20 protein-coding genes are annotated in these 21,688 nt (G+C 54.7%); 12 read left to right on the top strand and 8 right to left on the bottom strand.

The features are described from left to right. Positions 1-7: 7 nt before the first annotated feature. The gene (ruvB, locus tag G5574_RS03400; RefSeq protein WP_006120271.1) at positions 8-1,012 is read left to right on the top strand and encodes a Holliday junction branch migration DNA helicase RuvB; all 1,005 of its coding nucleotides are present in this window, start codon (positions 8-10) and stop codon (positions 1,010-1,012) included. Here ruvB and znuB read toward each other — a convergent pair whose 3' ends face one another. Both znuB and znuC read right to left on the bottom strand, forming a co-directional pair. After that, positions 1,013-1,798 (bottom strand): zinc ABC transporter permease subunit ZnuB, encoded by a 786-nt coding sequence (gene znuB / locus G5574_RS03395; RefSeq protein WP_054633643.1) that lies wholly within the window; start codon positions 1,796-1,798, stop codon positions 1,013-1,015. It abuts the gene before it with no gap. Continuing rightward, positions 1,795-2,550, bottom strand: a complete 756-nt coding sequence (znuC, locus tag G5574_RS03390) for a zinc ABC transporter ATP-binding protein ZnuC (RefSeq protein ID WP_033741975.1) — start codon at positions 2,548-2,550, stop codon at positions 1,795-1,797. Before znuC ends, znuB begins: the two co-directional genes overlap by 4 nt. A gap of 77 nt (positions 2,551-2,627) precedes the next feature. On the opposite strand from znuC, the gene znuA reads away from it, so the two are divergent. From znuA to lpxM, 3 genes are all read left to right on the top strand, one after another. Further along, positions 2,628-3,575, top strand: coding sequence for a zinc ABC transporter substrate-binding protein ZnuA (gene znuA / locus G5574_RS03385; protein WP_039343147.1), 948 nt, complete (start codon positions 2,628-2,630; stop codon positions 3,573-3,575). A 14-nt stretch (positions 3,576-3,589) separates the two neighbouring features. Continuing rightward, the gene (gene mepM, locus G5574_RS03380) at positions 3,590-4,921 is read left to right on the top strand and encodes a murein DD-endopeptidase MepM (RefSeq protein WP_164482027.1); all 1,332 of its coding nucleotides are present in this window, start codon (positions 3,590-3,592) and stop codon (positions 4,919-4,921) included. 113 nt (positions 4,922-5,034) lie between these two features. Beyond that, a complete protein-coding gene (lpxM, locus tag G5574_RS03375; protein WP_039343145.1) occupies positions 5,035-6,009 on the top strand; it encodes a lauroyl-Kdo(2)-lipid IV(A) myristoyltransferase in 975 nt (324 codons plus the stop codon). A gap of 28 nt (positions 6,010-6,037) precedes the next feature. Here the strand turns inward: lpxM and G5574_RS03370 are convergent, their stop codons facing one another. Together G5574_RS03370 and pyk are read right to left on the bottom strand one after the other, a co-directional pair. After that, complete coding sequence (locus G5574_RS03370; protein ID WP_033741967.1) at positions 6,038-7,270, bottom strand: MFS transporter; 1,233 nt, start codon at positions 7,268-7,270, stop codon at positions 6,038-6,040. A gap of 84 nt (positions 7,271-7,354) precedes the next feature. Continuing rightward, positions 7,355-8,797 carry a pyruvate kinase gene (gene pyk / locus G5574_RS03365; protein ID WP_033741964.1) on the bottom strand — a complete coding sequence of 481 codons (1,443 nt, stop codon included), beginning with the start codon at positions 8,795-8,797 and terminating at the stop codon, positions 7,355-7,357. An 803-nt stretch (positions 8,798-9,600) separates the two neighbouring features. On the opposite strand from pyk, the gene zwf reads away from it, so the two are divergent. Beyond that, entirely contained in the window at positions 9,601-11,076 is a 1,476-nt protein-coding gene (zwf, locus tag G5574_RS03360; protein WP_006120280.1) for a glucose-6-phosphate dehydrogenase, read from the top strand. 189 nt (positions 11,077-11,265) lie between these two features. After that, complete coding sequence (locus G5574_RS03355; RefSeq protein ID WP_033741962.1) at positions 11,266-11,904, top strand: bifunctional 4-hydroxy-2-oxoglutarate aldolase/2-dehydro-3-deoxy-phosphogluconate aldolase; 639 nt, start codon at positions 11,266-11,268, stop codon at positions 11,902-11,904. 37 nt (positions 11,905-11,941) lie between these two features. On the opposite strand, the gene purT is transcribed toward G5574_RS03355, so the two are convergent. Next, entirely contained in the window at positions 11,942-13,120 is a 1,179-nt protein-coding gene (gene purT, locus G5574_RS03350; RefSeq protein ID WP_039343220.1) for a formate-dependent phosphoribosylglycinamide formyltransferase, read from the bottom strand. A 172-nt stretch (positions 13,121-13,292) separates the two neighbouring features. Here purT and G5574_RS03345 point away from each other — a divergent pair, with 172 nt between their 5' ends. Both G5574_RS03345 and G5574_RS03340 read left to right on the top strand, forming a co-directional pair. After that, positions 13,293-13,937 (top strand): tellurite resistance TerB family protein, encoded by a 645-nt coding sequence (locus G5574_RS03345; RefSeq protein ID WP_033741961.1) that lies wholly within the window; start codon positions 13,293-13,295, stop codon positions 13,935-13,937. A gap of 117 nt (positions 13,938-14,054) precedes the next feature. Beyond that, entirely contained in the window at positions 14,055-16,127 is a 2,073-nt protein-coding gene (locus G5574_RS03340) for a prolyl oligopeptidase family serine peptidase (protein ID WP_033741960.1), read from the top strand. Here G5574_RS03340 and exoX read toward each other — a convergent pair. Together exoX and G5574_RS03330 are read right to left on the bottom strand one after the other, a co-directional pair. Next, positions 16,111-16,779 carry an exodeoxyribonuclease X gene (exoX, locus tag G5574_RS03335; RefSeq protein WP_039343143.1) on the bottom strand — a complete coding sequence of 223 codons (669 nt, stop codon included), beginning with the start codon at positions 16,777-16,779 and terminating at the stop codon, positions 16,111-16,113. The two genes, G5574_RS03340 and exoX, sit on opposite strands and share 17 nt — an antisense overlap. Further along, positions 16,779-17,009: a DNA polymerase III subunit theta gene (locus G5574_RS03330; protein ID WP_006120290.1), complete on the bottom strand. Its 231-nt coding sequence runs from the start codon at positions 17,007-17,009 to the stop codon at positions 16,779-16,781. The genes exoX and G5574_RS03330 overlap by 1 nt, the downstream gene beginning before the upstream one ends. Before the next feature lie 150 nt (positions 17,010-17,159). Between G5574_RS03330 and copC the strand changes: the two genes are divergently transcribed. From copC to G5574_RS03310, 4 genes are all read left to right on the top strand, one after another. Continuing rightward, positions 17,160-17,534, top strand: coding sequence for a copper homeostasis periplasmic binding protein CopC (gene copC / locus G5574_RS03325; protein ID WP_033741957.1), 375 nt, complete (start codon positions 17,160-17,162; stop codon positions 17,532-17,534). 4 nt (positions 17,535-17,538) lie between these two features. Next, positions 17,539-18,414 carry a copper homeostasis membrane protein CopD gene (gene copD / locus G5574_RS03320; RefSeq protein WP_033741956.1) on the top strand — a complete coding sequence of 292 codons (876 nt, stop codon included), beginning with the start codon at positions 17,539-17,541 and terminating at the stop codon, positions 18,412-18,414. Positions 18,415-18,442: 28 nt separating this feature from the next. Further along, the gene (locus tag G5574_RS03315) at positions 18,443-18,790 is read left to right on the top strand and encodes a YebY family protein (RefSeq protein ID WP_006120293.1); all 348 of its coding nucleotides are present in this window, start codon (positions 18,443-18,445) and stop codon (positions 18,788-18,790) included. Positions 18,791-19,147: 357 nt separating this feature from the next. Beyond that, a complete protein-coding gene (locus G5574_RS03310; protein WP_058701798.1) occupies positions 19,148-19,606 on the top strand; it encodes an MEKHLA domain-containing protein in 459 nt (152 codons plus the stop codon). Positions 19,607-19,658: 52 nt separating this feature from the next. On the opposite strand, the gene G5574_RS03305 is transcribed toward G5574_RS03310, so the two are convergent. Then, positions 19,659-21,203, bottom strand: coding sequence for a methyl-accepting chemotaxis protein (locus tag G5574_RS03305; RefSeq protein ID WP_033741952.1), 1,545 nt, complete (start codon positions 21,201-21,203; stop codon positions 19,659-19,661). Between the last annotated feature and the right edge of the window lie 485 nt (positions 21,204-21,688).

Here is a 21,688-nt window from a genome sequence, read left to right as displayed (position 1 = left end):
GTAATTCATGATTGAAGCCGATCGCCTGATCTCCGCCGCCAGCGTTAGCGAAGAAGAGAGCCTCGACCGCGCCATCCGGCCTAAGATGCTGACCGAGTATGTCGGCCAGCCGCAGGTGCGGGAGCAAATGGAAATTTTTATCAAAGCGGCCCAACTGCGTGGCGATGCGCTGGACCATTTGCTGATTTTTGGCCCACCCGGGCTGGGAAAAACCACCCTGGCGAACATTGTGGCTAATGAGATGGGCGTCAATCTGCGCACCACCTCCGGTCCGGTGCTGGAGAAAGCGGGCGATTTGGCGGCGATGCTGACCAACCTTGAGCCGCATGATGTGCTGTTTATTGATGAGATTCACCGCCTGTCACCGGTCGTTGAAGAAGTACTGTATCCGGCGATGGAAGACTATCAGCTGGATATCATGATTGGCGAAGGTCCGGCAGCGCGATCGATTAAGCTTGATCTGCCGCCGTTTACGCTGATTGGTGCCACTACGCGCGCGGGCTCACTGACGTCGCCCCTGCGCGATCGTTTTGGTATCGTGCAGCGGCTGGAATTCTATCAGGTGAAAGATTTGCAGCATATTGTCGGGCGCAGTGCCGCCTGTCTGGGCCTGGCGCTGAGCGAGGAGGGGGCCCTTGAAATCGCCCGTCGCTCTCGCGGCACGCCGCGTATTGCTAACCGACTGTTACGCCGGGTGCGTGATTTTGCAGAAGTGCGGGCAAACGGTAACTTAAGCGGCGAAGTCTCAGTGACCGCGCTGGACATGCTTAACGTTGACAGCGAAGGTTTCGACTATATGGATCGTAAACTGCTGCTGGCGATTATTGATAAATTCACCGGCGGGCCGGTGGGGCTGGATAACCTTGCGGCGGCGATTGGTGAAGAGCGGGAAACGATTGAAGATGTCATCGAGCCCTTCCTGATTCAGCAGGGCTTTATTCAACGCACACCGCGCGGCCGGATGGCCACGCAGCATGCTTACCGTCATTTCGGTATCACCAAAGAGGCGTAATCACAGCGCCGGTTTGCGCACCATACTGACGATAAACAGTATGGCTGCGCACAGCACCACAGACGGCCCCGCAGGTGTGTCATAGAACGCCGAGAAGGTTAACCCGCCGGTCACTGCCATTACCCCGATCAGCACCGCAATCGCGGCCATCATTTCCGGTGAACGTGCAAAGCGTCGCGCCGTCGCAGCCGGGATAATCAGCAGCGAGGTGATGATCAGCGCCCCGACAAATTTCATCGCCACGCCAATAGTCAGCGCGGTCACCAGCATCAGGATTAACCGGGTGCGTTGAATATTCACGCCATCGACCTGCGCCAGTTCGGGGCTGATGGTCATCGACAGCAACGGGCGCCACTGCCAGGCCATGACCGCTAAAACACAACCTACGCCTGCAGCCATTGCCCCGAGATCGGCAGGGGTGACCGCCAGCAAATCGCCGAACAGGTAGGCCATCAAATCGACCCGCACATTCGACATCAGGCTGACGACCACCAGTCCCAGTGACAGCGCACTGTGCGCCATAATGCCCAGCAAGGTATCAATGGCCAGATGCGGGCGGCGTTCCAGCCAGACCAGCCCCAGCGCCAGACAAACCGTGACCAGAATCACGGCATAATAAGGATTTACATCCAGCATTAAACCAAACGCAACGCCCAGCAGTGAGGCATGGGCCAGCGTGTCGCCAAAGTAAGACATCTTGCGCCAGACGACAAACGAACCCAGAGGACCGGCGGCCAGCGCCAGCATGACGCCGCCCAGCCAGCCCGGTAGCAATAATTCAATCATAGTGGACCCGGTCCCTTGCGAAGTACGATACGTCCCTTTAAGTCGTGACGATGATTATGGTGATGACGATAGATAGCCAGTTCCTGCGCGCCGCGTGGCCCAAACATGGCAATAAATTCCGGATGCTGAGAGACAGCCTCGGGCGTGCCGGAACAGCAGATATGATGATTTAGGCACAGCACTTCGTCTGTCTTGGCCATGACCAGATGCAAATCATGAGAGACCATCAATACCGCACAGTTCAGCTCATGACGAAGCTGGTTAATCAAATCATAGAGCGCGACCTGACCATTGACGTCCACGCCCTGTGTCGGCTCATCCAGCACCAGCAACTGTGGCTGATTAAGCAGCGCACGCGCAAGCAGGACGCGCTGCATTTCGCCACCGGACAGTTTCTGCAGGGGAGAGGTCAGCAGGTGACCGGCCTGAACGCGTTTGAGCGCAGGCAGAATGTCCTGATGACGTGCACCACGTGACAAACGCATAAAACGCTCGACAGTGACCGGTAACGTCGGATCGATGTGCAGTTTCTGGGGCACATAACCAATACGCAGGTTCGCACTGCGATGCACCTGACCGGATGAGGGCGCGAGCAGGCCGAGTACCACGCGCACCAGCGTCGATTTACCCGCGCCATTGGGACCCAGCAGCGTCAAAATTTTACCAGGATGAAGCGCCAGGCTCACGCCAGACAGGACGGTGCGTTGAGCAAACTGGATGGAGACATTTTCAAGTGTGACAAGTGATGGCATAAGATTTACAGGTTGCGCAGAATTTCGAATGTTATAATATCACATCCAATCTGTTGATGACGAAGGAATGACGCATTATGTTACATAATAAAAAAGGGGTGGGTTTTACCCTGGCTGCGCTTGCTTTTGCTACCGCCGTTGCTTTGCCCGCTCATGCCAATGTTGTGGCCTCCATTAAGCCTGTTGGCTTCATTGCCTCTGCGATTGCGGACGGGGTAACACCGGTGGAGGTCTTGCTGCCTGATGGCGCATCCGAACATGATTATGCCCTGCGCCCGTCTGATGTAAAACGCTTACAAAACGCGGACTTAGTGGTCTGGGTGGGACCAGAAATGGAAGCGTTTATGACCAAATCAGCCGCCGCCCTGCCAGAAAAAAAGAATCTTGAGATAGTACAAATTCCCGGCGTAAAAACGATGTTACTGCGGGGCGGTGAAGACGATGATCACGATGACCATGAGGCAGCAGAGCACGATCACGATGCAGAGCATCATCACCATCACGGTGAGTTTAATATGCACTTGTGGATGTCACCTGAAATCGCGCAAAAAACCGCGGTTGCAATCCATGAAAAATTATTGGAACTTATGCCGCAGGATAAAGCCAAACTTGACGCCAACCTGCAGCATTTTGAGGCAGAATTAGCGGACACAGATAAGCGCATTATCTCACAGCTTGCCCCCGTTAAAGATAAAGGGTATTTCGTTTTTCACGACGCTTACACGTACTTTGAAAAACACTACGGTCTCTCGCCCACCGGGCATTTTACCGTTAACCCAGAAATTCAACCGGGTGCACAGCGCTTACATCAAATTCGAACACAGTTGGTTGAGAAAAAGGCCGTTTGCGTCTTTGCTGAGCCACAATTCAGGCCGGCGGTCATCGATGCTGTTGCCCGTGGAACGCAGGTGCGTAAAGGCACGCTCGATCCACTGGGCACAGACATCAGCTTAGGAAAAGACAGCTATGTGAAATTCCTCTCACAGCTGTCGAGCCAGTATGAGACCTGCCTGAAAGGAGCATAGAGGAATAGTTTAACGTGCAGCAGATAGCCCGCTCTGTCGCCCTCGCATTTAATAATTTGCCGCGCCCCCACCGCGTTATGCTGGGATCGTTAACCGTTGTTACTCTGGCCGTCGCAGTCTGGCGGCCTTATGTTTACCATCCGAATGATGATGTTACGCCCATCGTCAAAGCCATTGAGTTAGACAAAAACGAGTTTCGCACACTGCTTCCTGAAGCCAGTGAACCTATCGATCAAACCACGCCCGAACCCGATGAAGAACTGCCTTCAGACGACGTCGATCAGGATGTCGCCGATACGGCAGGCACGCACGATTACACCGTCTCCTCGGGTGACACGCTCAGCAGCGCACTGAACCAGTATGGCATCGACATGAGCGACATTAATGCGCTGGTGGCTAGCGATAAAGATCTGCGTAATTTGCAGGTCGGTCAGCAGCTCAGCTGGACGCTCAATGATGCCGGCGCACTGGATACCTTTACCTGGGAAATCTCGCGTCGTGAAACCCGCACCTATACGCGCACCGATAAAGGTGGCTTTAGCATGCAGTCGCAGATGCAAAAGGGTGAATGGCGCAACAGTGTGATTCAGGGCGAAGTCCGCGGCAGCTTCGCCGCCAGCGCTATGCGTGCCGGTTTAAGCAGTGCAGAGGCCAGCAGCGTGATTAAAGCCATGCAGTGGCAGATGGATTTTCGTAAGTTACGCGCGGGCGATAAATTCAGCGTGCTGATGTCGCGCGAAATGCTGGAAGGTAAGAGCGCGCAAAGCCAGCTACTGGGTGTGCGTTTGCGCAGCGGCGGCAAAGATTATTACGCGTTTCGGGCCGAAGACGGCAAATTTTACGACCGCAGCGGTGCGGGCCTGGCGCGGGGCTTTATGCGTTTCCCCACCGTGAAACAGTACCGTGTCTCGTCGAACTTTAATCCGCGCCGTCTTAATCCGGTGACGGGCCGAATTGCACCGCACAAAGGTGTCGATTTCGCGCTGCCGGTTGGTACGCCTGTGCTGGCTGTGGGCGATGGCGAAGTCGTGGTGGCCAAAAACGGCGGTGCCGCCGGTAACTATGTGGCCATCCGTCACGGCCGTCAGTATATGACGCGTTACATGCACCTCAAAAAAGTGCTGGTGAAACCGGGGCAAAAGGTAAAGCGTGGCGATCGCATTGCGCTCTCCGGCAATACCGGCCGTTCAACCGGACCGCATCTGCATTTTGAGATCTGGATTAATAATCAGGCTGTTAATCCCCTGACGGCCAAGCTGCCGCGCATGGAAGGTCTGACGGGCAAAGATCGTTCGCAGTATCTTGCTCAGGTCAAAGGCTGGTTACCGCAGTTGGGGATGAAGTAAATACTTTGATAACGTCGACGGCATGGCCGTCGACTTTTTTATCTCTGGCGCAGGATGATTGCAAATTTACTCGTCGCCACTATCATTAGCCCGTCATTGATTGAGGCGAGTGCATGGAAACCCGTAAAAAAAATAACATTGAATTTATTCCCGTTTTTGAACGTTCTTTTTTAAAGCCAAAATACTGGGGCAGCTGGCTGGCCATTGGCGCGCTGGCGGGTATTGCATTGATGCCGCCTCGCGTGCGCGATCCGCTTCTGGGAGGGCTCGGCAAGTTTGCTGGTAAGCTGGCGAAAGGCGCGCGTCGCCGTGCGCTCATCAATCTCTATTACTGCCTGCCTGAATTAAGCGAATCTCAGCGTGACGCGATCGTCGATCAGATGTTTGCCACCGCACCGCAAGCCATGGCCATGATGGCCGAGCTGGGTATGCGCGATCCGGCACAGATCCGACAGCGGGTTGAGTGGCACGGTCGGGAAATCATTGATCAACTGCAGGCCGACAAGCAGAACGTGATTTTTCTGGTGCCGCATGGCTGGGCTGTGGACATTCCGGCCATGCTGCTGGCCTCAGAGGGACAGATGATGGCCGCGATGTTCCATAACCAGAGCGATCCGCTGGTGGACTATGTCTGGAACCGTGTCCGCCGTCGTTTTGGTGGTCGTATGCATGCGCGCAACGATGGCATTAAGCCGTTTATCAGTTCGGTCCGTCAGGGCTACTGGGGCTATTATCTGCCTGACCAGGATCACGGGCCGGAACACAGTGAGTTTGTCGACTTCTTTGCCACTTACAAAGCTACCTTACCCGCCGTTGGCCGGTTGATGAAAGTCTGTCGCGCCCGCGTCGTGCCGCTGTTTCCGGTGTATAACGGAGCAAGGCATAAGCTGGAAATTTACGTTCGTCCGCCGATGGATGACTTACTCGAAGCGGATGACCGTCAACTGGCGCGCCGGATGAATGAAGAGGTAGAAGTGTTTGTGCGTCCGCATCCGGAACAATATACCTGGATACTGAAACTGCTTAAAACCCGAAAAGCGGGTGATGTCGAACCCTACTCGCGAGACGAGCTTTATCCTCGTAAATAAAGAAAGGCCGCATGGCGGCCTTTCTGATTTATACGGGCGTTACTTTGGCGTGACGCCTGCGTTCCCGCAGAAACATCAGCACCAGGCCAAACCACAGGACACCACTGATAAAGTTGATCAGGCTAAACCAGATCACCCCACCGCTAAAATAGAAGTGCTTCGCCAGCTCAATGCCGGTAGCCAGTGTCAAAATGCTGATCATGCCCAGCATGGCCGCGACGCTGCCTTTCCCTTCATCGCTGGCATAGAGCGTCAGCCGGTAAAGTCCGGCATTCACCATCCCACCGCCGAACGCGTACAGGCTTAATCCTGCGGTAATCAACAAATAGCTGTGTGTGTTTATCAGCGTGGCAAATAAAGCAAGGCTTAACCCGAGTAATATGGGCCAGGCGGCAAATTTCACAGGTTGCTCAATCGGCATCCGGCCAACCAGTTTGCTCAGGGTCAGGTTACCGGCAATCATTGCCATAAATACCGGCAGCTGGAGCAGGGCGTACTCCATTCGTGAAAGTCCTTCATCACGCATCAGGATGACCGGGGACAGGGCCACCCAGGTCAGAATGGGAATGAAAACCAGTCCGATGGCAAAGGACCCAAACATCACCTGACGATCTTTTATCAGTCGGCCATAATTGCGCGCCAGCACCGGCAGCGCAATGGACTGGTGACGATCGCCGGCGGTTTCAGGCATGACCCGCCAGAGTACGATAAACGCCACGGCGCTGCAGGCGGCAAACAGCCAGAACATACTGCGCCAGCTTCCGACCGTGAGCCAGGCGGCGCCGGCCAGAGGCCCGGCGAGTGGTGCCAGCAGGGCGACATTCGCCATCAGCGCCATAATGCGCACGGCCAGTGCTTCCTCGAACGCTTCCTGAATGGCTGCATAGCCGACCGCACCAATAAAACACAGGCTAATTCCCTGCAGGAAACGCAGACTGACAAACTGCTCAATGTCGCTGACCCAGGTAGTCAGAATACAGGCGGCGGCAAAAAACAGAATGCCGGACAGCAGCACAGGCCTGCGGCCATATTTATCGGACAACGGGCCAAGCAGCCATTGTAAAACCACGCCACCCAGCAAATAGGCCGTGAGAGAGGTGGAAACCCACTGATCGCCTACGTCGAATTCGGCGGTGACCAGCAACATGCCGGGTTGGATCATATCGTGAGCAATATAGGTGGCGAACTCATAAAGCACCATCGCCAGCGGAAACAGCATCACGCGTCCGGTCAACTGGCGGATGGGTTGATAACGGGCCATCTGGCCTCCTTATGAAAAAACAAAAAACGCGACTGCAAGGCAGCCGCGTTTAAATGGTAATACAGATGTGTATGAAAAGCGGTATTAATCGACGCGCAGCACCCGGCCGGTGTTAGTCGTGCCGGTTGCCCCCATCACATCCCCTTGCGTGACGACTACTAAATCACCGGAGACGAGGAAGCCCTTGTCACGCAGCAGATTAACGGCGTCATGGGCGGTGGCCACGCCTTCGTTATCGCTGTCGAAAAACACGGGCGTCACGCCGCGATACAGCGCGGTGATATTCAGCGTACGTTCGTGGCGTGACATGGCAAAGATCGGCAAACCTGATGTGATACGTGAGGTCATCAATGGCGTACGACCGGATTCCGTCATGGTAATAATGGCGGTCACGCCCTGCAGGTGGTTCGCCGTGTACATGGCTGACATGGCGATCGCTTCTTCGATATTATCGAACTGCACATCCAGACGGTGTTTAGAGACATTTACGCTTGGGATTTTCTCGGCACCCAGACAGACTTTTGCCATGGCGGCAACGGTCTCCGCCGGATACTGACCGGCAGCGGTTTCGGCTGACAGCATTACCGCATCGGTGCCGTCCAGCACGGCGTTGGCGACGTCCATGACTTCAGCGCGCGTCGGCATAGGATTGGTGATCATTGATTCCATCATCTGTGTCGCGGTGATGATGGTACGGTTCAGCTGGCGCGCACGACGGATAAGGGCTTTCTGAATCCCGACCAGTTCCGGATCGCCAATTTCCACGCCCAGGTCGCCACGGGCAACCATCACCACGTCAGAGGCCAGAATGATGTCATCCATGGCTTCCTGCGAGGCGACCGCTTCGGCACGTTCTACTTTCGCGACCATTAACGCGTCACAGCCCGCATCGCGCGCCAGACGGCGGGCATAGTGCATGTCCTCACCACAACGCGGGAAGGATACCGCCAGATAGTCCACGTTGATTTTGGCGGCCGTAATAATATCGGCTTTGTCTTTCTCCGTCAGGGCTTCAGCCGACAGGCCTCCGCCCAGTTTGTTGATGCCTTTATTGTTAGAAAGCGGGCCACCTACTGTTACTTCGGTAAACACTTTGACGCCCTGAACCTCCAGCACCTTCAACTGTACGCGACCATCATCCAGCAGCAGGATATCGCCGGGTACCACATCCTCGGGCAGACCTTTATAGTCAATGCCAACGCGTTCTTTATCGCCTTCGCCTTTGCCCAGTGCCGCATCAAGCAGGAACCGGTCGCCCACGTTCAGGAAGACTTTACCTTCTTTAAAGGTGGATACACGAATTTTAGGGCCTTGCAAATCGCCCAGAATGGCCACATGTCGACCGAGTTTTGCCGCAATCTGACGCACTTTATCGGCACGCATCTGGTGATCTTCGGGCGTACCGTGTGAAAAGTTAAGACGCACAACGTTGGCACCAGCAGCAATGATTTTTTCGAGATTGTTGTCGCGGTCAGTGGCTGGGCCGAGAGTGGTTACGATCTTGGTTCTTCTTAAACGTCGGGACATAGAGATTCCTTTGAATTTTGGAACTGAGCTGAATCGTTACTTTTTAAGGTATTAGCCCGTCAGATACTGATTACCACACAGAGGTATTATTATACATTCGAGTGTGTCAGAACTGTGGCACTGCGCCCGGAAGACGTCCAGTAAAGGCGCTTTTGTCAGATACAATACTGAGACTCACCGAGGAAGTCATCCCCCCTTCGACGCTAGCGCCAGCTTAATTGACCAGACGCAAGTGACGCAGCCATTCTGCGTGTCACGACGCGGCAGGATGAACAGCCCGTTAATCTGTATCGTAGTTACAGCCGGGCCGCGCGTAACAGACCAGGCTGTTGCGGTCGTTCGTTTGCCGGTGGGGAAGGCATCGTCTGTTGTTTGGCCCACGAAACCGGTGTAAACAGCGAAAAGTGTAAAGCGGCAAGTGTTGCACCGGCGCATTATCCCGACCGGATAGGGAGTAAATATCTGTTAGAATGGATAAATGCTGAGAAGAAAGACAATGCTGCCGGGGTGACCCTGTAGAATCAGCCGCGGGGCAAGGTCTGATAAGTCGGCTGGCCCTTTTTTTGCCATAATCAGCGTCGCACTGGCTGCAGCCAGACAATTTTTGACACAGAAAAATAAGCAAAAGCGCACGGGTCAACCTACCACAGACGCGAATTACGCGCAGAGTAAGTAGGGTGACGCCGCGGGCTGGTTTACCTGGCCTGGGGAAAAAAGTACATTGTGCTGAAAGTAAATAACAACATGGACCCGGTGCTCAGGATGCATCGCCACCGGGACTATCCTGCAACGAGGAGAGGAAAATGGCGGTAACACAAATAGCCCAGGCATGCGATCTGGTAATTTTCGGCGCCAAAGGCGATCTCGCCCGTCGTAAACTGTTGCCCTCGCTGTATCAGTTAGAGAAAGCGGGTCAGATTCATGAAGAAACCCGGATTATCGGCGTTGGCCGTGCAGAGTGGGATAAAGCTGAATACACCAAAGTGGTGCGTGAGGCGTTAGAAACCTTCATGAAGGAAAAGATTGACGAAGCGCTCTGGGATAAGCTCAGTAACCGTCTCGATTTCTGTAACCTTGATGTCAACGATACTTCGCATTTCCCAAGACTGGGTAAGATGCTGGATCAGAAAAACCGCACCACGATTAACTATTTCGCCATGCCGCCCAGCACCTTCGGGGCCATTTGTCAGGGCCTCGGCATGGCCAAGCTCAATGCGAAACCGGCGCGCGTGGTGATGGAAAAACCGCTCGGCACGTCGCTGGAAACGTCAAAAGAAATCAACGACAGCGTAGGCGAGTATTTCGATGAGAGTCAGGTATTCCGTATTGACCACTATCTGGGGAAAGAAACGGTTCTGAATCTGCTTGCGCTGCGTTTCGCAAACTCCATCTTCGTGAACAACTGGGATAACCGCACTATCGATCACGTGCAGATTACCGTGGCTGAAGAGGTGGGCATTGAAGGCCGTTGGGGTTATTTCGATAAAGCCGGGCAGATGCGCGATATGATCCAGAACCACCTGTTACAGGTGCTGACCATGATAGCAATGTCTCCGCCTTCCGATCTCAGTGCCGACAGCATACGCGATGAGAAAGTGAAGGTGCTGCGTTCGCTGCGTCCTATCGATCAGACGAATGTCCGTGAGAAAACGGTGCGGGGTCAGTACACCGCCGGCTTTGTGCAGGGCAAAAAAGTCCCCGGCTACCTGGAAGAAGAGGGCGCCAACAAAACCAGCTCTACGGAAACCTTTGTGGCCATTCGCGTCGATATCGACAACTGGCGCTGGGCGGGCGTGCCCTTCTATCTGCGCACCGGTAAGCGTTTGCCGACCAAGTGTTCTGAAGTCGTGGTGTACTTCAAAAACCCGGAGATGAATCTGTTTAAAGACTCTTACTCCGAGTTACCGCAGAACAAACTGACCATCCGTCTACAGCCGGATGAAGGGGTGGACATTGAGATCCTGAACAAGGTGCCGGGTCTGGATCACAAACACAAACTGCAGACGACCAAGCTGGATCTGAGCTACTCAGAAACCTTTAACCAGTCTCATCTGGCGGATGCGTACGAGCGTTTACTGCTGGAATCGATGCGCGGCATTCAGGCACTGTTCGTGCGCCGTGACGAGGTGGAAGCCGCCTGGACTTACGTTGACTCCATCATCAACGCCTGGGCCGCAGATGGTGATTCCTCCAAACCTTATCAGGCCGGCACCTGGGGACCGGTGGCGTCCGTCGCGATGATCACGCGAGACGGCCGTTCCTGGAATGAATTCGAATAATCCCTTCCCAGCCCGCATAATGCGGGCTTTTTTTTGCACCACCTCTCAAAAATGAACTGCTGTTTTAAAAATTTTATCCGTTGATGGACGGTGAAACGGAGAATCCTGTATGGTAGTCGTGCTGTTAACCGGACTGGCGCTGTAAAGGCTTCGGCGCAGTGATCACAATGTTATTTACCAGGGGAAGTGATGAAAAACTGGAAAACGAGTGCAGAACAGATTCTGAAAACCGGACCGGTCGTGCCGGTAATCGTGGTTAACAAGCTGGAACATGCGGTTCCCATGGCTCAGGCGCTGGTCGCCGGCGGCGTCAGGGTGCTGGAAGTGACCTTACGCACGCCCGTGGCGATGGATGCCTTACGCGCCATTATCAAACAGGTGCCAGAGGCTATTGTCGGTGCGGGAACGGTGCTGAACACACAGCAGCTCCAGGAAGTGACGGAAGCGGGCGCACAGTTTGTAATCAGCCCTGGTATCACCGAGTCCTTACTCAAGGCCGCCGTTGAAGGGCCAGTTCCGCTTATTCCCGGCATCAGCACGGTGTCAGAATTAATGACCGGCATGGATTACGGTCTGCGAGAGTTTAAATTTTTCCCGGCCGAAGCCAACGGTGGGGTAAAAGCGCTACAGGCCATCGGTGGGCCTTTCCCTCAGGTGCGTTTCTGTCCGACGGGCGGTATCTCACCAGCGAATTACCGTGATTATCTGGCGCTGAAAAGCGTACTTTGTATCGGCGGCTCCTGGCTGGTGCCGAACGAGGCGCTGGAAGCAGGGGACTGGCAGCGTATTACGCAACTGGCCAGCGAGGCCGTCGCGGGGGCCCGCTAACGGGCAGACGGTGAGCCCGCAGGCTCACCGCACTCACTTAACCCTGAACGCTGACGGCAGCCGCACTGGCTACCGCGCGCGCAACAGCCTCTTCCGTTGTCTCGGCGCAGGCCAGAGCAACACCTAAACGACGCTGACCTTCAATTTCGGGCTTGCCAAACAGGCGCAACTGCAAACCCGCCCCCAGTGCTGCTTCTACATTCGCAAACCGGACATTCTGGCTGGTTAACTGCGGCAGAATAACGGCTGAAGCAGAAGGGCCGTACTGGCGAATGGCCCCTACAGGCAGCCCCAGAAACGCGCGGACATGCAGGGCGAATTCTGACAGATCCTGCGAGATCAGCGTCACCATGCCGGTGTCGTGCGGACGCGGAGAGACTTCACTGAATACCACTTCATCGCCGCATACAAACAGCTCCACACCAAATAATCCATAGCCACCCAGTGCGTTGACCACGGTTTCCGCGATATGCTGGGCACGCTGTAGCGCCAGGTCGCTCATCTGCTGCGGCTGCCATGACTCACGGTAATCGCCGTCTTCCTGGCGATGACCGATAGGGGCGCAGAAATGAATGCCGTCAACGGCCCTGATGGTCAGCAGGGTGATTTCAAAATCAAACTTCACCACGCCTTCAACGATAACGCGTCCCGCCCCGGCGCGACCGCCTTGTTGCGCATAATCCCAGGCCTTATCCAGCTGGCTGGCATCGCGAATAAAACTCTGGCCTTTGCCGGATGAACTCATAACGGGTTTGACGATGCAGGGAAAACCAATCCCGGCGGCGGCAGCGACAAAATTTTCTTTGCTGTCGGCAAAGCGGTAGGTTGAAGTGGGCAGCGCCAGCTCCTCTGCGGCCAGACGACGAATGCCTTCGCGGTTCATGGTGAGGCGGGCAGCGCGGGCAGTGGGCACGACGCGCTGACCTTGCTGCTCCAGCTCCAGCAGTTTCTCTGTTGCGATGGCTTCAATCTCAGGCACCACGAAGTCTGGTTTCTCCTGGGCAATAACGGCGGCCAGTGCGTCGCCGTCCAGCATATTTATCACATGGCTACGGTGCGCTACATGCATCGCAGGCGCATTGGCGTAGCGGTCAACCGCAATCACTTCCACACCCAGACGCTGACATTCCAGCGCGACTTCTTTGCCCAGTTCTCCTGAGCCTAACAGCATGACGCGCGTGGCAGCAGGGCGTAGCGCAGTTCCGAGAGTCGTCATCATTTCACCTAAGCAGTCAACCAGTCAAAATTCGCGCGCAGTATAAACGAAAACGTTTGCGTTCTCACCCCTTGCGCACATTTCATCTCGTTTGCGCTACTTTTCCTGCTCTGACGTTTCCTGACATCTTTTTGGTAATGATGATGTTTCTGGATGGTAACGGGAGTAAATAATGAATAACTGGCTGCAACAGATTCAATCAGTACTGGCAAAAAAGAGCGGTGACGGCAAATCCGGCGGCGGACTGAGTGAGATGCTGGCCCCCGGTGCGCTGGGTGGCCTGGCGGGATTGCTGGTGGCCAGTAAATCATCACGCAAGCTGTTAACTAAATATGGCGGCAAAGCCTTAATCATCGGCGGCGGGGCAGCAGCGGGCGCGGTGTTGTGGAACAAATACAAACAGCGGGTGCGTGAAACCCATCAGGACGAACCGGGTTTTGGTGAGTTACAGACGCCGGTTGATCAGCGCGCAGAACGACTGGTCACGGCCTTGGTGTTTGCCGCCAAAAGCGACGGGCATATTGATGACCGTGAACGTGCGACGATTGAGCAGAACATTCATCAGGCAGGCTATGGTCAGGATGCGGAGAAACTGATCCAGCAGGCCATGCAGCGGCCGCTGGACCCCGAATGGCTGGCGGCGGATGTTAAAAATGAAGAAGAAGCACTGGAACTCTATTTTCTCAGCTGTGCCGCCATTGATGTTGATCATTTTATGGAGCGCAGCTACCTGTCGGCACTGGGCGACGCGCTAAAAATTCCGCAGGATGTCCGAAAAGGTATCCAGCAGGATATTGATCAGCAGAAGGCCAGTTAACCCATGTCCGGGCCCGTAACAGGGCCCTGAACAAGCTCATACTCACTATCCCTGACTTGGCATCTGAAGACATTAGTGCCACCCTTAATGTTGATGATGTTCAGCAGGATGGATGATATGAAAGCACCTGACGCGAAAAAAATACCTTACGAGATGTCGCTGCATGGCGAGACGCGGGTCGATAACTACTACTGGTTGCGCGATGACAAACGCGAAAACAGCGATGTGCTGGACTACCTGCGTGCTGAGAACAACTATGGTCAGAAAATCATGGCGTCACAGGAGCCATTACAAAACCGTATTCTCCACGAGATCATTGACCGACTGCCGCCTCAGGACCATTCCGTTCCCTACGTAAAAAATGGCTACCGCTACCAAAGCCGTTATGAAAGTGGTAATGAATATGCCGCCTATTACCGGCAGCCTGCCAGTTATCAGGAAACTGATGAATGGACGTTGCTGCTGGATGCCAATCAGCGGGCTTCACACAGTGATTTTTATACTATGGGCGCGCTGCATATCAGCCCGGACAATCAGGTCATGGCCCTGGCTGAAGATTTCCTTTCCCGCCGCCAGTACGGCATTCGCTTTCGCAATCTGGAAAACGGGAGCTGGTATCCTGAGGTGCTGAATGATGCCTCTTCCAGCTTTGCCTGGGCGAATGATTCACGCACGCTCTACTATGTGCGCAAGCATCCGCAAACGTTGCTGTCTTACCAGCTCTGGCGGCATGAACTGGGCACGCCACAAAGCGATGACCAGCTGGTTTATGAAGAAAAGGATGATACCTTTCACCTCAGCATTCATAAAACCACCTCAAAACAGTTCATCCTGATCGTACTGGACAGTACCAATACCAGTGAAATTCAGCTGCTGGACGCCGATTTGCCGGACGCCCTCCCACAGGTCTTTCTGCCACGGCGACGCGATCACGAGTACAGCCTCGATCACTATGACTATACGTTTTTTATACGCTCAAACCGTGAAGGCAAAAATTTTGGCCTGTACCGCACGCGTTACCTCGACGAATCGCGTTGGGAAACCGTGATCCCCGCGCGTGACCATGTGGTGATGGAAGACTTTCAGCTCTTCCGTGACTGGCTGGTTGTCGAGGAACGCCAGCGCGGCCTCACCAGCCTGCGGCAAATGAACTGGCACACGGGCGAAACCAGCGGTATCGCATTTGACGATCCTACGTACGTGACCTGGCTGGCTTACAACCCCACGCCACGCACCAGTAAACTGCGCTATGGCTACTCCTCCATGACCACGCCTGCCACGCTGTTCGAACTGGATATGGACACGGGTGAACGCCGTATTTTAAAGCAGAGCAGCGTCAAAGACTTCAATCCGGATGAGTACAAAAGTGAACATCACTGGATTACCGTGACTGACGGCACCGAAGTGCCGGTCTCGCTGGTCTATAACCGCAAGTACTATCAGAAGGGACAGAACCCGATGCTGGTTTACGGTTATGGTGCCTATGGCAGCAGCATGGATGCGGACTTTAGCGTCAGCCGGCTGAGTTTGCTGGATCGCGGTTTCGTCTATGCACTTGTGCATGTGCGTGGCGGCGGTGAGCTGGGGCAACAGTGGTATGACGGCGGTCGTCTGCTCAATAAGATGAACAGTTTTACCGATTTTATTGACGTTACCCATGAACTGGTGGCAAGGGGTTTCGGGCACCCGGACCGGCTTTATGCCATGGGCGGCAGTGCGGGCGGACTGCTGATGGGGGCGGTCATCAATCTCGCACCGACGCTGTATCACGGCGTCGTTGCGCAGGTGCCGTTTGTCGATGTGTTAACCACCATGCTTGATGAATCAATTCCGCTGACCACGGGCGAGTATGACGAATGGGGCAACCCAAATGAGGCGAAGTATTACCACGCTATTCGTCAGTACAGCCCGTACGACAATATTGACGCCCGGCCCTGTCCTCATCTGCTGGTTACCACAGGCCTGCACGATTCACAGGTGCAGTACTGGGAACCGGCGAAATGGGTCGCAAAACTGCGTGAACATAAAACGGATGACACACTGCTCCTGCTCTGTACCGATATGGACTCAGGGCACGGGGGCAAGTCAGGGCGTTATAAAGCCTACGAAGGCGTCGCGCTGGAGCTGACCTTTATCATTGCACTGGCCCAGGGGAGTCTGCCCCCGCCTGACCTCAGGGAAGCTGACTGAGATATTTACGCAGCGCCTGTCGCAATGGCGGGCGCAAATCTTTAACGTTCTCAAGCATCCATTTCAGGTAACCCGGATCTTTGCGGGCAATGACGGCCAGCGCCTGGCCGCGATACTTACCAAACGGCAGTACATCATCGCGCTGGGCGGCAGGCTGAGAGCGCTGGCTCATTTCAGCGGCGCTCCAGCCAGACAGGTCCATAATGCGGATCAACAGGGCCGCCGTAACATAGCAGTCGTAAAGTGCGCGGTGAGCATGTAAATCTGCGGGCGGCGTCACTTCCAGCTTCAGACTGTGCCGCAGCGCCTGATTCCCGTATTTGATCCCTGGCCACAGCTGGCGTGCCAGCGTCATGGTGCAGATCCAGTCGCCGGCCATCTCAGGCAACATCCGGCGGTCGAAGCTGGCATTGTGCGCGACATAATATGCACTGCCGTGGTAGCGCGTAATGGCATCTTCAATCGGCGGCTTACCCAGCACCATCGCTTCAGTGATGCGATGAACGGCCATCGCCTGGCGGCTGATAGGGCGGTCGGGTGAAACCAAATCGCTCATAGGATTGACGATCTGGCCGTCAATCACATCCACGGATGCCACTTCGACAACGCCGCCTTGCAGCCCGCAGGTTTCTGTATCAATGACACGTAACATTATTTCTGTTTAGGCTCGTAGGGCAGGCGGGACAGATTCAGAGAGGCCTGGCGATAGTGCATCAAGCGCTGACGAAACCAGTCGCGCAGGGCTTCGGGTTGTTCACTGGCCACCATTTCAGCCACCACAGGCATGTTATAGCGTTCTTTAAATGCAACGCCTGCCGCCGCCAGATCAACGTTGACTTTGTCTTTCTCTTCCTGCGACAGCAAGGCAAGGTTATGACTCATGATATTCTCCTGATATGCGTGCGCAAAAGTAATGTTTTCCTCCGCCATACGCAAGGTAAAGGATAGCATTGCTGGCCTCGACAGTTAAATTGCAGCGGCGTATTCTTGCGCCACGTTTATGGCCTTACCAGGCGTTAACAGGATGATGTTATGAAGAAAACATTACTTTCGCATGGCGCAATGATCGCGTTTGCGACCTCGACACTGGCTTTTAGTCCGTTCGCGCTGGCGCACGCGCATCTTACGTCCTCTGTCCCCGCCGCAAAAGCCGAAATATCGCCCGCGCCGCAGCAGATAACCCTGAATTTTACGGAAGATGTTGAGCCCGCGTTCAGCGGCGTTGAGGTGGTGGATGCTCAGCATAAAACGATTGCGGGCAAGATCAGCCGCGATAAAGCCCGGCATAACCAGTTACGGGTTAACTTCGCTCAGCCGCTGACTCAGGGCGCGTATCAGGTAAACTGGCATGTGCTGTCCGTGGACGGGCATAAAACAAACGGAAACTATACGTTCACCGTGAAGTAATCCTGTGACGACACTGTGGGTGGTGCTGCGGGCACTGCATTTTACGGCGGTTATAGTACTGGTCGGCAGCCATTTCTGTACGACGCTGCTGGCACCCGTTTCGTTACGGGCGGCGCTGATATCGCGCCTGTCACGCCTGATGACAGGCAGTGCAATCCTGGCACTCCTGACTGCGCTGTGTATGCTGGCCGCGCAGACGGCATTGATGAGTGGCGACTGGCACAACCTGGCCGTGCCGGACGTATGGATGGCGGTGCTGTCTACACACTGGGGCGCGGTGTGGCAATGGCAACTCCTCTTTTCGTTGTGCAGCGTAGCCGCTATCCTGATGCGTGACCCGCAGCGGCAGTGGATCGGGTGGCTGACCAGTCTGCTACAGTGTGGTTGTCTGGCGCTCATCGGCCATGCCGCGATGAGAGAGGGGCTGGCTGGCATCGCGCAACAAGGTAATCACGTTGTACATCTGATCGCCGCATCTTTTTGGACGGGTGGCCTGGTGCCGTTACTGGTGTTGATGCAGATGGCACGGAACATTGCCTTCCGAACCACCGCAATCCGCACGATGATGCGTTTTTCCCGCTACGGGCATCTGGCTGTGGCCCTGACGCTGGTCACCGGACTCGTAAACAGCCTGCTGATTGCAGGCTGGCCGGGTGACTGGTCGCTTAACCGTTATGTTGTACTGTTGCTCTGTAAAGTCGCGCTGGTGGGCCTTATGGTGATGATTGCGCTCTGGAACCGCTACCGATTAGTTCCGCGTTTTCATGTCGCTGGCCTGGGCGCACAGCAGCAGTTTATTCGCATGACTCAGCTGGAAATTGTGCTGGCATGCGGCGTAGTGGGGTTGGTGAGTGTGTTTGCTACGCTGTCGCCAACCTGAAATGACCGACATTCAAGAAAGGAACGTTATGTTGCTGAAAAAAGCGATCCCTGCATTGCTGTTATTCACACTGGCTGGCCAGGCGCTGGCGGCACAAATTATCACCGTCAGCCGCTTCGAAATTGGCAAAGAGAAGTGGCCCTTTAACCGGGAAGAGGTGATGTTAACCTGCGAGAAAGACGGCGCGCTGTTTGCGATTAACCCCAGCACGCTGATGCAGTATCCCCTCAACGACAAAGCGGATGCGCAGTTCAAGGCCGGTCAGGTTAAAGCGCAGCCGATCAGCGTGATTCAGGCCCCGGATAAAGCCCATCCGGGTCAGATGATGAGTCTGCAGCCCATCGTCGATCGTGCTCAGGCGCTGTGCGCGAAATAACACGCGATACGGCAGGGTTGTCGGCAAAATTGTTTAGCCGATCACAAACCTGTCGGTTTTTTGCACAGCGCCGCTGCGCTGGCTGGAAAATCTCCTGTCTTGGCCTACGCTTTACAGGCAAGGCGAAAGCCTGAACGAATGCCAACTTTTAGCGCACGGCTCCTTGAGAGCCCTTTCCCTGGACCGAATACCTGGAATAGTGTTCGGTCTTTTTTTATACCCGACGCGTCTTAATATCTATCCCGGCCGCAAAACAGCCAAAACGCACCTGGCGCTGTCATCTTCCCGCCCTTGATCTCCCCGTGTAATCCCGCCACATTAGCGTTTCGCATTCTGATTTTCGTTACGGAGAGAAGCATGTCGTCTGAACAGCAAATCGCCTTACTGAAACGCATTGATGACCGCTACCGGATGCTGACTGGCAACGGATTATACTGTCCTGAGCACGTAGCCGATCGTTACCGCTGGCTCCACGAGGATGCGCCGTACAGTATTCTCGCGCATAACCGTGAGGCCGATCCGGTTTTTGTCTATGCCAACCGCTGTGCGCTGGATTGTTTTCACTACAGCCTGGCGGAGATGCTGCAACTGCCCTCACGGCTCAGCGCCGGGCCTGCCGACAGGGCGGAGCGGCAGCGTTTGCTGGACAGCGTGAGGCGCAATGGCATCGCCACAGGTTATAGTGGCCCGCGCGTCAATAAACAGGGTGAGACCTTCACCATCTACGAGGGTGAAGTCTGGCAGTCAGAAGAACACGAAGCGGACTGGGGGCAGGCTGCCTTGTTCTGGCCTCGTCCCCGTCAGTCCAGAAAGTAAAACAACGTTGTGCCACGTCATACCTTACCTGCGATGACGTGGCGCAATGGCGTTACACGCGGAAGGCTTCTACCATGCCGCGCAGCGCATGGGCCTGCTCGGACAGAGATTGTGAAGCCGAAGACGATTCTTCCACCAGTGCCGCGTTATTCTGCGTTACGCTGTCCATCTGACTCACCGCGACGCTGACCTGTGAAATGCCCTGCATCTGTTCGGCGGAGGCAAGGGAAATTTCATCCATCGCACTCGCGAGGTCGCCCACCATGCTGACAATTTTCAGGATACTTTCACCCGTACCGTTGGCCACTTTGACGCCGCTTCCCACTTGCTCCACCGCCTGCTCAATCAGGGATTTTATCTCTTTTGCGGCAGTGGCGCTGCGCTGGGCCAGCGTGCGGACTTCGCCTGCCACGACCGCAAATCCGCGTCCCTGTTCACCCGCCCGCGCGGCTTCAACGGCGGCATTCAGCGCAAGAATATTGGTCTGAAAAGCAATGCCTTCTATCACGCCGGTGATATCGCGAATTTTGGCGGCGCTCAGGGAAATATCGTTCATGGTTTCTGACATGCGGTGGACATCACTCTCACCGCTGCGGGCCAGCTCTGCCGTTTCACGCGCCGTTGAGGCCGTAGTTTGAGCACCGGCGGTATTACTTTTTACCGTCGCAGTTAACTGCTCCATGCTGGCCGCCGTTTCCTGCAAGGCAGCAGCCTGCTGTTCAGTACGCGAGGAGAGTTCGGTATTTCCCTGGGCGATTTCCTCTGCCGCCAGGGCAACATTGCCCGACGTTTGTTTAATTTCTGAGACCAGCCCGCGCAGCTTCGCCTGCATACCATCCAGGGACGCAAGCAGGCTGGTGGTGTCATGGCGACGCAGCGAAACGCTGGATGTCAGGTCACCCGCCGCAATTGCAGCGGCCAGCGCCTGCGCCTGGGCGGGCTCACCGCCCAGTTGACGCATCAGCACACGCGTAATCACATAGCCGGTTGCTACCGAGAACAGGACAGAAAGCACGGCTAACAGCACCAGCGTTACCGACGCCCGGCTGGTGGACTGGCTGTTAACTTCTACGGCGTTACGGCTGCTATACATCAGAATATCGGTGGCTTTATTAAGCGCATCCAGCATATTGCGCTGCAGTGGACGCAGGGTCGTCATGAGATAGCGCGTCGCTTCTGTTTGCTCATTTTTTAGTCCCAGTTGCCCGGCCGTCACGAAGGACGCCATCATCGGAGCTTCAAGTTCCCTGATATGATTCAGGGCAGCCTGTTCTTCCGCTGTAGACTGAGTCTGCATCATGGTTTCAAGTGTCTCGCGGTTTTGAATGAACAATGCTTTCTGCGTATTAAGGCGTTGTAACTCTGGCTGCATTTCTTTGTCGTCGGTGAGCAGGGCCAGATTTCGCACGGCTATCGCCAGATCGCGCAGTCCGCCACGCATATCCAGAATAAGTTGGTATTTTCTCATTTTGCTGTTCACGACATCGTCCATGCCCGTTTTGGCATGATGCAGGGAGGTCAGAGAAACGGCAGTACAGAGGATCAAAAGGAGAATGAGCAGGCCGAAACCCGTCGCAAGCCGTGTAGAGATTTTCATAATAAGATTCCTGATAAGGAGCGGTTTCGTTCTCTATCGGCATCAGAAGCATAAATAATTAATGGAAAATGCAAAATTTACATAAATATCGTTAATATTTTATTTTGCACCATTGAAAATGATCTTAATCAATAAATGGTCAGATAAAAGGATTTTATTGCGAAGAAGGGGGTAAATGATGAAAAAACAAAGAATTTATTTATGTATTACATCGGGAAAACATGTGTTTTTGAGGTGATAGATAAATATAAATGGTGATTCCCCCCTAACCCTGATGCGCCGCACAGCCTGGGCCGAATCCGGACCCGAAAAACGTTAAGCTCAGCACGTTTTTGCGATGCGTAAGGGGCACGCGCTTGTCTTTTTGCTGAAGTGTGAGGGGCGATTATCACGAGCCCGCACAGGGCCGCGACCGTCATGCGTGTCCCTGGATCACTGAAAATATGTGAGGCAGGTAACAATATTGACGAAAATTTTAAGTTTAT

Source organism: Pantoea stewartii (assembly GCF_011044475.1).
GTDB classification, from domain to species: Bacteria; Pseudomonadota; Gammaproteobacteria; order Enterobacterales; family Enterobacteriaceae; genus Pantoea; species Pantoea stewartii.
This window is presented reverse-complemented; position numbering and strand designations above follow the sequence as displayed.

Excerpts from the sequence above, each read along its gene's own strand:
- copC (WP_033741957.1), top strand. The coding sequence starts at position 17,160 with ATGAAGAAAACATTACTTTCGCATGGCGCAATGATCGCGTTTGCGACC.
- zwf (WP_006120280.1), top strand. The coding sequence starts at position 9,601 with ATGGCGGTAACACAAATAGCCCAGGCATGCGATCTGGTAATTTTCGGC.
- G5574_RS03370 (WP_033741967.1), bottom strand. The coding sequence starts at position 7,270 with ATGGCCCGTTATCAACCCATCCGCCAGTTGACCGGACGCGTGATGCTG.
- G5574_RS03315 (WP_006120293.1), top strand. The coding sequence starts at position 18,443 with ATGTTGCTGAAAAAAGCGATCCCTGCATTGCTGTTATTCACACTGGCT.
- G5574_RS03345 (WP_033741961.1), top strand. The coding sequence starts at position 13,293 with ATGAATAACTGGCTGCAACAGATTCAATCAGTACTGGCAAAAAAGAGC.
- lpxM (WP_039343145.1), top strand. The coding sequence starts at position 5,035 with ATGGAAACCCGTAAAAAAAATAACATTGAATTTATTCCCGTTTTTGAA.
- G5574_RS03310 (WP_058701798.1), top strand. The coding sequence starts at position 19,148 with ATGTCGTCTGAACAGCAAATCGCCTTACTGAAACGCATTGATGACCGC.
- znuB (WP_054633643.1), bottom strand. The coding sequence starts at position 1,798 with ATGATTGAATTATTGCTACCGGGCTGGCTGGGCGGCGTCATGCTGGCG.
- G5574_RS03340 (WP_033741960.1), top strand. The coding sequence starts at position 14,055 with ATGAAAGCACCTGACGCGAAAAAAATACCTTACGAGATGTCGCTGCAT.
- znuA (WP_039343147.1), top strand. The coding sequence starts at position 2,628 with ATGTTACATAATAAAAAAGGGGTGGGTTTTACCCTGGCTGCGCTTGCT.
- G5574_RS03330 (WP_006120290.1), bottom strand. The coding sequence starts at position 17,009 with ATGAGTCATAACCTTGCCTTGCTGTCGCAGGAAGAGAAAGACAAAGTC.
- znuC (WP_033741975.1), bottom strand. The coding sequence starts at position 2,550 with ATGCCATCACTTGTCACACTTGAAAATGTCTCCATCCAGTTTGCTCAA.
- G5574_RS03355 (WP_033741962.1), top strand. The coding sequence starts at position 11,266 with ATGAAAAACTGGAAAACGAGTGCAGAACAGATTCTGAAAACCGGACCG.
- purT (WP_039343220.1), bottom strand. The coding sequence starts at position 13,120 with ATGACGACTCTCGGAACTGCGCTACGCCCTGCTGCCACGCGCGTCATG.
- exoX (WP_039343143.1), bottom strand. The coding sequence starts at position 16,779 with ATGTTACGTGTCATTGATACAGAAACCTGCGGGCTGCAAGGCGGCGTT.
- G5574_RS03305 (WP_033741952.1), bottom strand. The coding sequence starts at position 21,203 with ATGAAAATCTCTACACGGCTTGCGACGGGTTTCGGCCTGCTCATTCTC.
- ruvB (WP_006120271.1), top strand. The coding sequence starts at position 8 with ATGATTGAAGCCGATCGCCTGATCTCCGCCGCCAGCGTTAGCGAAGAA.
- pyk (WP_033741964.1), bottom strand. The coding sequence starts at position 8,797 with ATGTCCCGACGTTTAAGAAGAACCAAGATCGTAACCACTCTCGGCCCA.